At 63.9% G+C, this 12,977-nt stretch carries 9 protein-coding genes; 2 read left to right on the forward strand and 7 right to left on the reverse strand.

Features of this window, described 5'->3' with window-relative positions:
• Window positions 1–8: 8 nt before the first annotated feature.
• Window positions 9–1,655, reverse strand: coding sequence for a glycosyltransferase family 2 protein (locus CIT40_RS32275; protein WP_244611883.1), 1,647 nt, complete (start codon window positions 1,653–1,655; stop codon window positions 9–11).
• A gap of 199 nt (window positions 1,656–1,854) precedes the next feature.
• Between CIT40_RS32275 and CIT40_RS32280 the strand changes: the two genes are divergently transcribed.
• Both CIT40_RS32280 and CIT40_RS32285 read left to right on the forward strand, forming a co-directional pair.
• The gene (locus CIT40_RS32280; RefSeq protein WP_094892629.1) at window positions 1,855–4,074 is read left to right on the forward strand and encodes an acetate--CoA ligase family protein; all 2,220 of its coding nucleotides are present in this window, start codon (window positions 1,855–1,857) and stop codon (window positions 4,072–4,074) included.
• 148 nt (window positions 4,075–4,222) lie between these two features.
• Window positions 4,223–5,053 carry an MlaD family protein gene (locus CIT40_RS32285; RefSeq protein ID WP_094892630.1) on the forward strand — a complete coding sequence of 277 codons (831 nt, stop codon included), beginning with the start codon at window positions 4,223–4,225 and terminating at the stop codon, window positions 5,051–5,053.
• A gap of 31 nt (window positions 5,054–5,084) precedes the next feature.
• Here CIT40_RS32285 and CIT40_RS32290 read toward each other — a convergent pair whose 3' ends face one another.
• The 6 genes from CIT40_RS32290 to urtD all read right to left on the reverse strand — a co-directional run bounded on the left by CIT40_RS32290 (window position 5,085) and on the right by urtD (window position 12,938).
• Complete coding sequence (locus CIT40_RS32290) at window positions 5,085–8,144, reverse strand: autotransporter outer membrane beta-barrel domain-containing protein (protein ID WP_244611884.1); 3,060 nt, start codon at window positions 8,142–8,144, stop codon at window positions 5,085–5,087.
• A 307-nt stretch (window positions 8,145–8,451) separates the two neighbouring features.
• Complete coding sequence (locus tag CIT40_RS32295; RefSeq protein WP_094892632.1) at window positions 8,452–9,492, reverse strand: aliphatic amidase; 1,041 nt, start codon at window positions 9,490–9,492, stop codon at window positions 8,452–8,454.
• Between the two features lie 44 nt (window positions 9,493–9,536).
• Window positions 9,537–9,914, reverse strand: a complete 378-nt coding sequence (locus CIT40_RS32300) for an FmdB family zinc ribbon protein (RefSeq protein ID WP_094892660.1) — start codon at window positions 9,912–9,914, stop codon at window positions 9,537–9,539.
• 93 nt (window positions 9,915–10,007) lie between these two features.
• The gene (gene fmdA / locus CIT40_RS32305; RefSeq protein WP_094892633.1) at window positions 10,008–11,237 is read right to left on the reverse strand and encodes a formamidase; all 1,230 of its coding nucleotides are present in this window, start codon (window positions 11,235–11,237) and stop codon (window positions 10,008–10,010) included.
• 27 nt (window positions 11,238–11,264) lie between these two features.
• Entirely contained in the window at window positions 11,265–11,954 is a 690-nt protein-coding gene (urtE, locus tag CIT40_RS32310) for an urea ABC transporter ATP-binding subunit UrtE (RefSeq protein WP_094892634.1), read from the reverse strand.
• A 228-nt stretch (window positions 11,955–12,182) separates the two neighbouring features.
• Window positions 12,183–12,938 (reverse strand): urea ABC transporter ATP-binding protein UrtD, encoded by a 756-nt coding sequence (gene urtD, locus CIT40_RS32315; RefSeq protein ID WP_027531396.1) that lies wholly within the window; start codon window positions 12,936–12,938, stop codon window positions 12,183–12,185.
• Between the last annotated feature and the right edge of the window lie 39 nt (window positions 12,939–12,977).

Genomic DNA, 12,977 nt, shown 5'->3' on the forward strand with positions numbered 1-12,977 from the left:
GGCGGCGATCACGGGCCTCGTGTCGCGCCGACATCGTGTTCGAGCCAGATCCGTTCGAGACCGATGCCGAGGGGGCGCGCGTCGGAGCTGAGTCCGAGATCCGCGGGCGAGCGTGGATCGGATAGCGACAGGCTGATCGTCAAGGTCCCGTCGGCGGCAATCGCGGCGGGATCGAGCCGCAACCTGCGCAAGCCCGCGAACGCCTCTTTCGAGAACGTTAGTTGCTGCGGCGCTCCGTTGCCAACGCGGCAAGCCGCCTGCAATTGCGGATTTCTGTCGGACACGAAGGCCCGGCACGCCAGCACGAGCTCGACCGGTCGTGAAGGAATCGGGTGGACCTCGAAGCGGAGCACGCAATTCCTGGCAATGGACCAGGTGCCCCATTGCTCCGGCTCGCTCCATCCCTCGATCAACGCGGCGACGCCGGCTCCGCCATGCGCGAATTCGAGCTGCTTTGCGCCGAGGACCGGCGCGGACACAGGGGCCTTCAGCACCATCGCATCGAGCGGCCCTTGATCCGGAACGAACTGCGCGATGACGCGCACGGCATCCGCAATCGAATTGAGCCCGAGCGCAAAACCATCCAGCTCGTAAAGCACGCGGTTCTGCCCGATGACGGAAACACCCTTTCCGGGCGGCGGCCGATCCGCAAGGCGGGCAGGAATGATGATGTCGGCGACGTCGAACCCGTGCGTGCGGGCGAGTTCCCCGATGGTCTGCACGGTTCGATCATACAGCGGCGGCCGATGGTTGATGTCGGTCGCGAGCGCCTGTGCCAGCGCCTTGAAGTCGAGCCGCACATCATCGTCATTCGCCAGCAACAGGCGTTTGAGGACAAGCATGTCCTTGGCGATGAAGAGCTGAAGGGCATTGAGATCGGGGAGTTGGGGCTCGTCGTCGATGGGCCCGAAATCGCGCGACCCACGCGGCGTCTCGAGCAGGTCAGTGGTCTCGAAGAACAGCGCGTGACCGGTGCTGTGCTGCGAGATTCCGGACATGCTTAGAGGCCGCGACAGCCGGACGAAACTGTCGGTGAGCGCAGCATTGGCGATACCGGAGGCCACGTCGGGCGACAGGCCGATGAAATAGCGGCCACCGATCGCACGCATTCGATCGATGACGTTACGGCGAACGAACGAATTGTAGATCATCGGCAGATGCGCATAATGCGCCTGGAACCCGAAGATGCGCGCCAGCTCGCCCCGCGACGAAACTCGCTGCGCGGACGAGGTCAGGTCGATCTCGGCGAGCAGCCGGTTGCGGAAGGCCGGATGGTAGTAGCCCGGCCAGTGATAGGTGTAGGCGCTCCAGCTCAGGAGGTCGATGTTTCGGCCGGCGAGCATCTCCGATGCCGTGGCACATGCATAGGGCATCAACCCGTCATCGTCGCCGATGAAGGCGATGTACTCGCCCGAGGCGTGGCCGAGCGCCGCCTCCCAATTGTCGGTCATTGTCAGAACGGTCTCGCTGGCAAAATGCCTGAAGCGCTCGTCCTGGAGATCTGCGACCATCTTCGCGATCTCGGGATTGCCGCCATTGTTCTGAACAATGAACTCGCAATCTGCATGCGCAGGCTGGCACGCCATGGTCGCGAGCGCGTGGCGAAGCGTCTCGGGACGATCGAGGGTCGGCACCACGATGGACAGCAGCGGCATGATGACCATTTGAGAGAATGAGGGTCACGGTTTCCTAGCATCTTGCCGGACCGTTCGCACTTTCGCCAAAAGTCTCGTGATGCTAGCCTTGTCGTCACATCCTGCCCATTCCGTCTCGCGGCATGGAGCGGCGACGATCAGCCCCCGAAGCCGGCGCGCGACAGCGCGTTGCAACAAGAACAAGAAGTGAAGGAAGCGCATGGAAGCTCAAGTGCCCGCCGCATCGGTTTCTCCGCGCCCTTGGTCTCCATCACCCGACGCCGGGGACATCGTCAAGGGCATCCACGCCATGCTGCACCCGCACAACATCGTGCTGGTGGGCGCGACCGACAAGCCCGGCAATTATGCCGAACGCATCTGGAATAATCTGGTCAAGTACGGTTACGAGGGCGGCCTCTATCCGGTCAACGCCAAGCGGGACGCCATCTGGGGCGTGCCCTGCTACAAGGACTTCGCCAGCCTGCCGGAGAAGCCGGACCACGTTCTGGTGCTGGTGCCGGCGCGCTTTGCGGTGCAGGTGATCCGCGACGCCGCGGCAGCAGGCGCACGTTCGGCCACCATCGTCACCTCCGGCTTCAGCGAGTTGCAGGACGAGGAAAGCCAGAAGCTCGCGGTCGAATTGCAGACGGCGATACGCGAGACGGGACTTGCCGTCACCGGCCCGAATTGCCTCGGCAATCTGAGCGCCGGCGAAAGGCTCTTCACCAACATCGACGACCGCATCGTCACCATGGAGCAGGGTGCGGTGGCGATCGCCGGGCAGTCCGGCGCCATCGTCATGGCGATCCGCCAGGCGCTGGAGGATCGGGGCGTCGGCGTCGGCTACATGGTGACGACCGGCAATGAGGCCGGGCTCGAGACCCCGGACCTGATGCGCTATTTCGCCGAGGATCCGAGCATCAAGGTGATCGTCGTCTATCTTGAGGGCGTGCGCAACACCAAGGCGTTTCGCGACGCTTGCAAGGCGGCGCGCGCCGCGAGCAAGCCCGTGATCGCGCTCAAGCTAGGCGCCTCCGAAGGCGGCCGCGCCGCGGCGATGGCGCACACCGGCGCGCTCGCGGGCTCGATCGAGACGTTCGACGCCGTAGCGACGCGCGAAGGGCTGATCCGGGTCGGCGGCCTCGACGAGCTGATCGAGACCACCGAGTGCTTCGTTCATTCCGCCGTGCCCAAGGGCGACCGGCTCGCCGCCGTCACGCTGTCGGGCGGCAAGCGCGGCATGCTGCTGGATGCCTTCTATGCCGAGGGCCTGAACTTTGCGCCGCTCAGCCCGCATGTCGGCGCCGAGCTGGCGAAAATGCTCGGGCCAGGCTCGATCGTCGGCAATCCGCTCGACGCCGGCTTTGCAGCGGTGGTCGATCCCTCGGTCTACATGAGGTCGATCAAGCTGATGATCGACGATCCCGATATCGACATCGTCATCGTCGATGCCGAGCTGCCGAAGGCTCCGCACGAGCTGCGCGAGCGCAATTTGCGCATCGTCGACGAGATGGCGCGCCAGGGCGGCAAGCCCGTGATCTATATCAGCGCGATGTCGATCGGCTTCACCGAGTTCACCAAGTCCCTGCGCAAGTCGCTGCCGCATCTCGCAGTCATGCAGGGCATGGACCGCGCGGTGACCGCAATCAAGTCGCTGCTCGACTACGCCAGACTGCGCAAGGAGGTACCCGATATCGCCTCGAGCTCGAAACCTGCCGCGCGCGCCGTGCTGGAGAAGGTGCTGAAATCGGCCAGCGGTGCCGCGCTCGACGAGGTCGCCTCGAAGAAGCTGCTGAAGGCCTATGGCATTCCGGTCTCGAAGGAGGCGATCGCACAGACGGCCGCCGAGGCGGTGAAGATCGCCAAGCAGATCGGCTTTCCCGTCGTGGCGAAACTCGTCAGCGCCGAGATCCTGCACAAGTCCGACATCGGCGGCGTGGTGTTGAACCTGAACAGCGCCGCCGAGGTGAAGAAGGCGTTTGCGGACGTCACCGCACGGGTCGCGAAGCTGAAGGGCAAGCCGAAGCTCGACGGCATCCTGATCGCGCAGCAGGTCAAGGCCGAGCTGGAGCTCGTGGTCGGCGCCTCACTCGATGCCGAGATGGGGCCGGTCGTGCTGTTCGGCACCGGCGGCATCGACATCGAGCTGATGAAGGACGTCGCGCTCGCCGGCGCGCCGCTGGACGAGGCCGAGGCGCGGCTCCTGATCGGCCGCACCAAGGCCGGCATCAAGATGCGCGGCTATCGCGGCAAGCCGGCCCTGCACGAGGCCTCCGCGGTGAAGGCGCTGGTCGGCCTGTCCAATCTGATCGCGGATGCCGGCGACCGGATCGCCTCGATCGACGTCAACCCGTTCCTGATCAACACCAGGACGGGCGTAGCGGTCGACGCCCTGATCGTGTTGAACAATGCCGCAGCGAGGCGCGCGGCCGGGCATTGAGGCGCCAAAAGCCCATGGGGCGGATTAGAGCGTAATCCGCCACCCTGTCCGACAAGAAGAATGCGGCGGGTTACGCTTCGCTAACCCGCCCTTCTTACCATTGTGGCCTTCTTCCAACTTTCCGGCTTTGGTCGTAAAACCATCCCGCATGGCACGAGCGAGTAATCTGGTGATCGGAACCGCAACGCTGGCGATGATCGCCGTGGCGTTCGGTGGTGTGCTCGGCGTGCAGAAATGGCGCACCACGCAAAGCCGCAGCCAGTTGCGCGTGGTATTCGAGGGCGGCTCGGCCTCCGGGCTGCGCCGCGGCGGACCGGTCAATTTCGACGGCGTGCCCGCGGGCCAGATCCTGTCGATCAAGCTGGACAATCCGCGCAAGATCGTGGCGCTGGTGATGCTCGACAACACCGCACCGATCCGCAAGGACACCGTGGCGGGCATCGAGTTCCAGGGCCTCACCGGCGTCGCCGCGATCTCGCTGATCGGGGGAGCGCCCTCCGCGCCGCCGGTGCCGCTGGACGCAGACGGCGTCCCCGTGCTGACCGCCGACCTCAGCGACGCCGAATCCATCGTCGACACCCTGCACAGCGTCGACCGCACGATCGTCAGCAACGCCCCCGCGATCAAGGAGGGCCTGCGCACGTTCGAGGACTACACCGCCGACCTCCGGAGCAAGGGCGGCGAAATCGACACCGTCATGGCCAAGGTGGACAGCGCCTTCGCGGGCTTCGACAAGGCGGTCACGAAGATCGAGGGCGTGGTGCCCGGCTTCGTGGACGGCAAGGCAGACGAGTTGTTCGAAAAGATACAGGGGCTGCACGAGCTCGCCGACACCATGAGGAAGAAATCGGCCGGCTACCTCGAGGACATCCGTCGCTCGCTGCTCGACGTCAGCGAGGCCGCCAACAAGATGAGCGGGACGCCCACGCCCGCCGCCGCGCCGCGGCCGCCGCGCAAGCCGCCACAGAAGAAGCAGTGACGCTGTTCGCGCCCGATCTGGCGACCACGCCTCACCAGGCGTAACGCACGAGGCCCTTGCCGGCGTAGGAGCGCGTGAGGTTCGAGAACTCGCCCTCGAAGGTCGCCGACGCAGACCAGCCGTTCATCCAGTTCATCTGCGCCGATGCCGTGGTCAGAGCGGAATCGCGCGCCTGCGCGGCACCGTTCACGACGAAGGCCGATCCCGGCAGCGTCTGGAACACCGCGCCGACGGCGCGGTCCGGGCTGTAATCATGCGCCCAGGCGAGGCGGCCGCGCAGGGTCATCAGGCCGTCCGCCGCGGCGAACGACCTGTCCGCGCGCAGGCCGAGCTCGGTGCGGGTGCTGGTCACGTCCTTGCCGGCATAGTTGAGCGCGAAGACGTTGCTTCCGACCACGGCTGCCTCTGCATAGCTCGGAAGGCTGAACAGGGTGGCCTGAAGCGCGGCATAGGGCGTGACTCCGGCCCATTGCATGGCATAGCGATAGCCGCCCTCGACGCGGCCCGAGATCGCGCTGGCGTTGAATTGCGCCCGCAACTGGTCGTAACCGCCAGCCGTCACGATGCGGTTGGTCGTGACGTCCTGCCAGCTATAGGCGAGCGCCGCCGTGATGTAGGCAGGTCCCGCCGTATGGCGCACGAAGGCGCCGGCCTGGAAAAGATCCGAGCGCCCCCAGCCGAGCCCGTTGACGTTGAAACCGGTGCCGCCGCCTGCGAGTGCAAAGCCCGCAATCGTCGACGGCGAGAAGCGGTAATCGAGGCCCACGGCCGTGCCATAGACGCTGCTGCTCGTGTCGTTCGAGCCGAGGCCGGCGTTGCCGTCGGTAGTCTGCGAGCCGCCATAGCCGGCCGCCCAAACATCCCAGCGCTGCTCGAACGTGGTCGCCGGGGCCTTGCGCTCAATCGAAGCGAAGGCTTCGCGCGCGCTCTTGTCGTGCGCGCTCTTGCCGGACGCGGCGTAGGCACTCGCGTTCATCTCGTCGGCATAGGGCGTCGCACCCGATACTCCGCCGCGCGCCGCGCCGACGACGTCGGTCAGCAGGCTCATGAACAGGTTCATCGCATTGAACGTCGTCTGCTGCGATCCCGTTGCGGATTCGCCCGAGGCCTGCGTCAAGCCCTGCGGCGTGAGATTGGCGAGCGCAACAGGCAGGCTTCCGGTGGTGTTGAAGATGCGCGTCAGGGCGTTGGCGACATTCTGCTGATTGATATTGAGGCCGCCGCCATAGCCCAATGCGAGATCGAGGAAGACGTTGTTGGGATCGTAGCTCAGGGTCGCATGCAGGTTCGGCGACAGACCCGTGACGACCGGATTGAACGTGTCGGGCAAATTGTTCGCGGTCAGGATCGTGTAGTGCTTGGCGATCGTACCGATCGGAGCGACCGCGACGGTTGCGCCATTGAGCGTGGAGGTCCCGGTCACGACCGCGACGCCGTTGCTCGCACCCGAGACCTGCACCATGTAGGTCGATGCGCTGGTGAAGGTGAGATCGCCATTGACGTTGAGCACGCCGGTCGGAAGTCCCGGCGCCACCGTGCCGCCATTGACGTTGATGGTGTTGACGTTGCCGACACCACCAAAAGTGCCGCCGGTGGCGACGGCCACATTGCCGTTGATGGTTCCGGCGAGAATGAGCGCACCGCCCAACACGTTCCAGTCTTGGTTGCCGGTCCCGGTCACGGTCCAGGTCGAGCTGTCGATCTTGTTGAAGGTCGAGAAGCCATCATATTGGAGACCGACGCCGATCAGGCCGAGGTTAAACGTGTCCTTGCCGGTGCCGCCAAGCTGGAACGTGTCGGTGCCGGCGGCGAACACCTGGCCGTTGATCACACTCCCCGGACCAAGCGTCAGCGTGTTGACGCCGCAGCCACAAAGATCGATCGCCGCAAAACCGGTCGCAGCATTGATCGTGCCGGAGTTGAAGACGGTGCCACCATTGGTGGTGCTGATGCCGACGCCATTGGCGCCGACATTGATGACGCCGGTATTGATCACCGCATTGCTGGTCGACAATGCCGTTACCGAAATTCCGGTGCCCGTGTCGCCGACGGTGATGGTGCCGCGATTGGTAATGACGTTGTCGTCGCCCAGCAGGGCGATGCCCTGCGCGAAATCCGCGCCGATAATCCTGCCATTGTTAGTGATCGTGCCGGACGAGCCCGACAGACCGACGCCCAGAGCCCCGATGCCGACGGTGACCATTCCACTCTGGGTGATGATCGCGTTGTTGCCCTGGACCTGTATGCCGGCGGAGGAACCGATGGTCGTGATCGATCCGGTGTTGGTCACATTCGCGCTGCTGCCGATCACAGCGATGCCAATGCCAAACTGCGCAGCATTGATGACACCGGCGTTGCTGACGGTCTCGGCGTTGCCCTGCGCGAAGATGCCGGCTGCGCTCTGGCCGACGGAGATCGTGCCGGTCGCCGTGTTGGTGACCGTGTTGCCGTCGTTGATCGCAAAAATACCGCCGGAAAATCCCGTCGCGACGCCGACGGTGACCGCGCCGGCATTGGTTACGGTCGTGTTGCCGAAAACGTAAATGCCGATCGCGCCGTCGAGGCCGGTGATGGTACCGCTGGCCGTATTCGTGATGGCGTTGCCGAGGCCGGCAAAGATGCCCGAGCCGTTGGCGCCGACCGACAGCGCGCCGGCGTTGGTGATGACATTGTTGTCCTGAACCGAAATCGCGGAGCCGCCATCACCCGTGGTGATCGTGCCGCCATTGGCGATGGTGTTGTTGTTCAGCATCGAAATGCCGAAGCCGTTATCGATCACCGTGATGCTGGTGTTGGTGGTGACGGTGTTGAAATTGCCGCCGTTGATACCGGTGAGACCCGAGCCTGCCGTCACCGTACCGTTGTTGATGACGACGTTGGTGTCGTTGACATTGATCGCCGCGGTGCCGTTGTCGTTGACGGTCGCGCCCGTCAGCACGTTCACGGTCAGATTGGTAACGCCGCCGCCGGCAGCAAAGCCGTTGGCATCGGTGCCGCTGCAGGTGACGGTCTGTCCGCTTAACGCTGCGTCGGGCTGGCAATCCGCTCTCGCCGACGTCGCCGAAAGGCCGAGGCTGACAGCGATTGCCAAAACACACAGCGGTGCCACGCCAAGGCGCAGCTCAACCCGCCAGCTCTTTGGCAATCGAAATTCCACCCGAGGCCCCCGCTCCGGCGCTCCCGGCGGCGCCAAGGGCAAATTAGGCGACCGGCTTGCCCCGTGAAACTACGGAATCGGCAGAATCACGTCTCCGAGGCTCGGCTGAGGTTGTTTCAGCAATCCATGTTGCAGCGGCGACACGTTTTAACGCGGTGAGCTCCCAACCCGCGCACGCGAAGCTGCATCAGAATGGCCGATCATATGGACAGCCATTCACATCCGGCCGCCCGGCCGCGACCTAGTAATTGCTAGGCGCAGCCCCGTTCGGGATGCCGTCGATCGGACATTCGTCAGTCCCCGGCGTCGAGCGCGTCATCGCCTCGACCATGTCCCGCGTGCCCTCGGGATCGGCGATCCAGTTCTTGTAGAAATCATACGGGCAAGCTGCGACGCCGCGCGGGCTCTCGCCGGAATTGATCATGCCGGTGTAACCGCGGTGCACCAGCTTGTAGAGATGGTTCTGCGACTGGCCGTTGCGCCGCGCATCGCGGATCAGATGCTTCGACAGCTGTGCGTACTGGATGCCGTAATCCTCCTCGCCGCACTCGCCGAGTGTACGGCCGTCGAAGCCGATGATCGCGGAGTGGCCGAAATAGGAATAGACGCCGTCGAAGCCGGCGGCGTTGGCGACCGCGACATAGACGTTGTTGGCCCACGCCATGGCTTTCGAGATCAGGACCTGCTGCTCCTTGGCCGGATACATGTAGCCCTGGCAGCGCACGATCAGCTCGGCGCCCTTCATGGCGCAGTCGCGCCAGATCTCGGGGAAATTGCCGTCGTCGCAGATGATCAGGCTGACCTTCATGCCCTTCGGACCTTCGGAGACGTAGGTGCAATTGCCGGGATACCAGCCCTCGATCGGCACCCATGGCATGATCTTGCGGTACTTCTGCACGATCTCGCCCTTGTCGTTCATCAGGATCAAGGTGTTGTAGGGCGCCTTGTTCGGATGCTCCTCGTGGCGCTCGCCGGTGAGCGAGAACACGCCCCACACCTTGGCCTTGCGGCAGGCTTCGGCGAAGATCGCGGTCTCCTCGCCGGGCACGGCGCATGCCGTCTCGTACATCTCCTTGGAGTCGTACATGATGCCTTGCGTGGAATATTCGGGGAAAATCACGAGATCCATGCCGGGCAGGCCGACCTTCATGCCCACCACCATGTCGGCGATCTTGCGGGCATTGTCGAGCACCTCGGCCTTGGTGTGCAGGCGTGGCATCTTGTAATTGACCACCGCGACGCCGACGGTGTCGTTGCTGCTGGAAATGTCGCCGTGAAGCATGTTGAGCGCTCCTGTCTTCTATTCGTTCGAGGTCGTCGCGTCCGTCAGTGGCTGATCATCCAGGGACGCGCGGTTGGAAAGCCCTTGGCGCCGCTCTTGGTCTTGGTCACGAGCCGCGCCGGCTTCTGCTTGTCGGACGAGCTCTTGTTCCTCGCGGTTTTTCCCGTGGAGCAACAGCCGCAACCCGGGCCGTGCGAAGCCTTGTATTGCGCAAGTGTCTGCGGCGCGTGCGTGCTGCGCTCGTTGACAGCATGCGCCTTGCGCTTGTCCGACGGCATGCAGAAGAAGTTCGGCGCGGTGAGGATCACCCGCGGCGCGGACGTCGCACAATGCGGACAGTCCTGCGGATCGTCGCATTCCGCCATTGGACGCAGGTCCTTGAATGGACCGCAATCGTCACAGAGATATTCATAGACCGGCATCGCATCATCCCCACGCCATGACTGTTTCAACACGTCCGAGCGGCGGATGCGGGGCGGCAGATACGCGCCGACCCGCATCCCGTCGCGCGGGGATTACTTGTCCGGCGAAATCGGCATCTGGATATCGCCCTTGATGTGCTTGATGGGACCTGCCGACGACGGCATCACGTCGAAGTCGAAGATCTCCGTCGGCAGCCACAGCGTGGCGCAGGCGTTGGGCACGTCGACCACGCCGGAGATGTGGCCCTGACACGGCGCGGTGCCGAGGATCGAATAGGCCTGGGCGCCGGAGTAGCCGAACTTCTTCAGATACTCGATCGCGTTGAGGCAGGCCTGCCGGTAGGCGATGTGAACATCGAGATAATGTTGCTTGCCGGCCTCGTCGACCGAGATGCCCTCGAAGATCAGATAGTCCTTGTAGTTCGGCGTGATCGGCGACGGCTTGAAGATCGGGTTCTTGATGCCGTATTTCGACATGCCATCCTTGATCACCTCGACCTTCAGATGCAGCCAGCCGGCCATCTCGATGGCGCCGCAGAAGGTGATCTCGCCGTCGCCCTGGCTGAAGTGCAGATCGCCCATCGAAAGACCGGCGCCGGGCACGTAGACCGGGAAGTAAATCTTCGAGCCGCGGGAGAGATCCTTGATGTCGCAATTGCCGCCGTGCTCGCGCGGCGGCACGGTGCGGGCGCCCTCCGCGCCGATCTTGGCTTTCACATCGCCCTTGGCGCGGCCGCCATGGGCCGTCGCCGCGAACGGCGGGTTGGCCAGGCCAGGCACGCGCGTCGGATCGGTCGAGATCAGCTCGGCCTCACGCTTGTTCCAGGTCTCCAGCATCTTCGGATCGGGCAGACAGCCGATCAGGCCGGGATGGATCAGGCCGGCGAAGTTGACGCCGGGCACGTGGCGCGACGACGTGTAGAGGCCCTTGATGTCCCAGATCGACTTCTGCGCCAGCGGGAAATGGTCGGTCAGGAAGCCGCCGCCGTTCTGCTTGGAGAAGAAGCCGTTGAAGCCCCAGAGGCTCTCCTTCATCGGGCCGACGTCGAGCAGATCGACCACGAGAAGGTCGCCGGGCTCGGCGCCCTTGACGCCGATCGGGCCGGACAGGAAGTGCACGATCGACAGGTCGATGTCGCGCACGTCGTCGGCGGAATCATTGTTCTTGATGAAGCCGCCGGTCCAGTCATAGGTCTCGATGATGAAATCGTCGCCGGGATTGACCCAGGCCACGATCGGGATATCGGGGTGCCAGCGATTGTGCACCATGTCGTTTTCGTAGGCCGACTTGGTGAGATCGACCTTGATCAGTGTCTCTGGCATCGAGAAGCTCCCCTTTTACACGGTTGGTTAGACGGACAGATATTTCGAGACCTGCGCGGCATCGACGCTGTCGCGCGGGTCATCACGCACGATCGCACCGTTCTCGATGACCAGCACGCGGTCGGCGATATCGAGCGCGAAGCTGAGGACCTGCTCGGACACGACGATCGACAAGCCCTTCTCGTCGCGGATGCGCTTCAGCGTGCGCGCCATCTCCTTGATGATCGAGGGCTGGATGCCTTCGGTGGGCTCATCCAGCAGCAGGACCTTGGGCTTGGTCGCCAGCGCACGCGCGATGGCGAGCTGCTGCTGTTGTCCGCCGGAGAGATTACCGCCGCGGCGGCCCTTCATCTCCAGCAGCACCGGGAATAGTTCGTAGATATCGGCGGGGACCTCGGTCCCGCCGGAGACGACGAGACCGGTCTCGATGTTCTCCTTCACCGTCATGGTGGAGAAGATCATGCGGCCCTGCGGCACGTAGGCGAGGCCCTTGGCCACGCGGTCATAGCTCGGCAGGCCGCCGAGCTCGGCGCCGTCCATGGTCACCGAACCGCTCTTCATCGGCAGGATACCCATGAGCGATTTCATCAACGTGGTCTTGCCCATGCCGTTGCGGCCCATGATCGCAACGATCTCGTTGGGCGCGACCTTGACGTTGAGGCCGTGCAGTACCTCGCTTTGGCCGTAGGCGACGTGAAGATCGGAAATTGCCAGCATCAGGATGCTCCTAGGCGCGGTTTGCCTCCCTTCTCCCCTTGTGGGAGAAGGTGGCGCGGGCGAAGCCCGCGACGGATGAGGGGTCTGCATCCACAGATGCACGAGACAGTTTGACCCGCGGAGAGACACCCCTCACCCGGATCGCATCTGGCGATGCGATCCGACCTCTCCCACAAGGGGAGAGGTGGAGCGTCATTGCCGCAGCAGATTCACGCGCCTTCGCCATCGTCAGTGCCCCAGATAGACTTCGATGACCTTGGGATCGTTCTGCACCTTCTCCATGGTCCCTTCCGAGAGGATCTGGCCCTGGTGGAGCACGGTGACCTTGTGCGCGATGTCCTCGACGAACTTCATGTCGTGCTCGATCACCAGCACCGAGCGGTTCTTGATGATGCGGTTGAGCAGCTCCGCGGTCTTGGTGCGCTCCGACACGCTCATGCCGGCGACCGGCTCGTCCAGCATCAGAAGGTCCGGATCCTGGATCAGCAGCATGCCGATCTCGAGCCATTGCTTCTGGCCGTGGCTGAGCAGATCGGCGCTCATGTTCAGCCGATCCTTCAGGAAAATCATCTCGGCGACCTCATGCACCCGGTCGCGCACCGCGGCATCGCGGGTGAAGGTCAACGCACCAAACACCGAGCGTCCGCGCGGATAGGAAATCTCGAGATTTTCGAACACCGTGAGATCGTCGTAGATCGACGGGTTCTGGAACTTGCGGCCGACGCCGGTCTTGACGATCTCGTTCTCCTTCATCCGCGTCAGCTCCTTGCCGCGGAACTGGATCGAGCCCGACGTGGCTTTGGTCTTGCCGCAGATCAGGTCGAGCACCGTGGTCTTGCCGGCACCGTTGGGACCGATGATGACGCGGATCTCGTTCTCGTCGACGTAGAAGGAGAGATCGTTGACCGCCTTGAACCCGTCGAACGACACCGTGAGGGCCTCGACAGCGAGCAGGAATTCCTTGGGCTGATGACCGACGAGCATAACCTATCTCCTCACTGCCAGCGTGCCATCGGCATCGTG

This window comes from Bradyrhizobium amphicarpaeae (genome assembly GCF_002266435.3).
Classification (GTDB): Bacteria; Pseudomonadota; Alphaproteobacteria; order Rhizobiales; family Xanthobacteraceae; genus Bradyrhizobium; species Bradyrhizobium amphicarpaeae.

What these genes read in the sequence shown, in the direction of transcription:
- urtD (WP_027531396.1), bottom strand. Translation starts at nt 12,938, where the DNA reads ATGCTCGTCGGTCATCAGCCCAAGGAATTCCTGCTCGCTGTCGAGGCC.
- urtE (WP_094892634.1), bottom strand. Translation starts at nt 11,954, where the DNA reads ATGCTGGCAATTTCCGATCTTCACGTCGCCTACGGCCAAAGCGAGGTA.
- CIT40_RS32285 (WP_094892630.1), top strand. Translation starts at nt 4,223, where the DNA reads ATGGCACGAGCGAGTAATCTGGTGATCGGAACCGCAACGCTGGCGATG.
- CIT40_RS32295 (WP_094892632.1), bottom strand. Translation starts at nt 9,492, where the DNA reads ATGCTTCACGGCGACATTTCCAGCAGCAACGACACCGTCGGCGTCGCG.
- CIT40_RS32275 (WP_244611883.1), bottom strand. Translation starts at nt 1,655, where the DNA reads ATGCCGCTGCTGTCCATCGTGGTGCCGACCCTCGATCGTCCCGAGACG.
- CIT40_RS32280 (WP_094892629.1), top strand. Translation starts at nt 1,855, where the DNA reads ATGGAAGCTCAAGTGCCCGCCGCATCGGTTTCTCCGCGCCCTTGGTCT.
- fmdA (WP_094892633.1), bottom strand. Translation starts at nt 11,237, where the DNA reads ATGCCAGAGACACTGATCAAGGTCGATCTCACCAAGTCGGCCTACGAA.
- CIT40_RS32300 (WP_094892660.1), bottom strand. Translation starts at nt 9,914, where the DNA reads ATGCCGGTCTATGAATATCTCTGTGACGATTGCGGTCCATTCAAGGAC.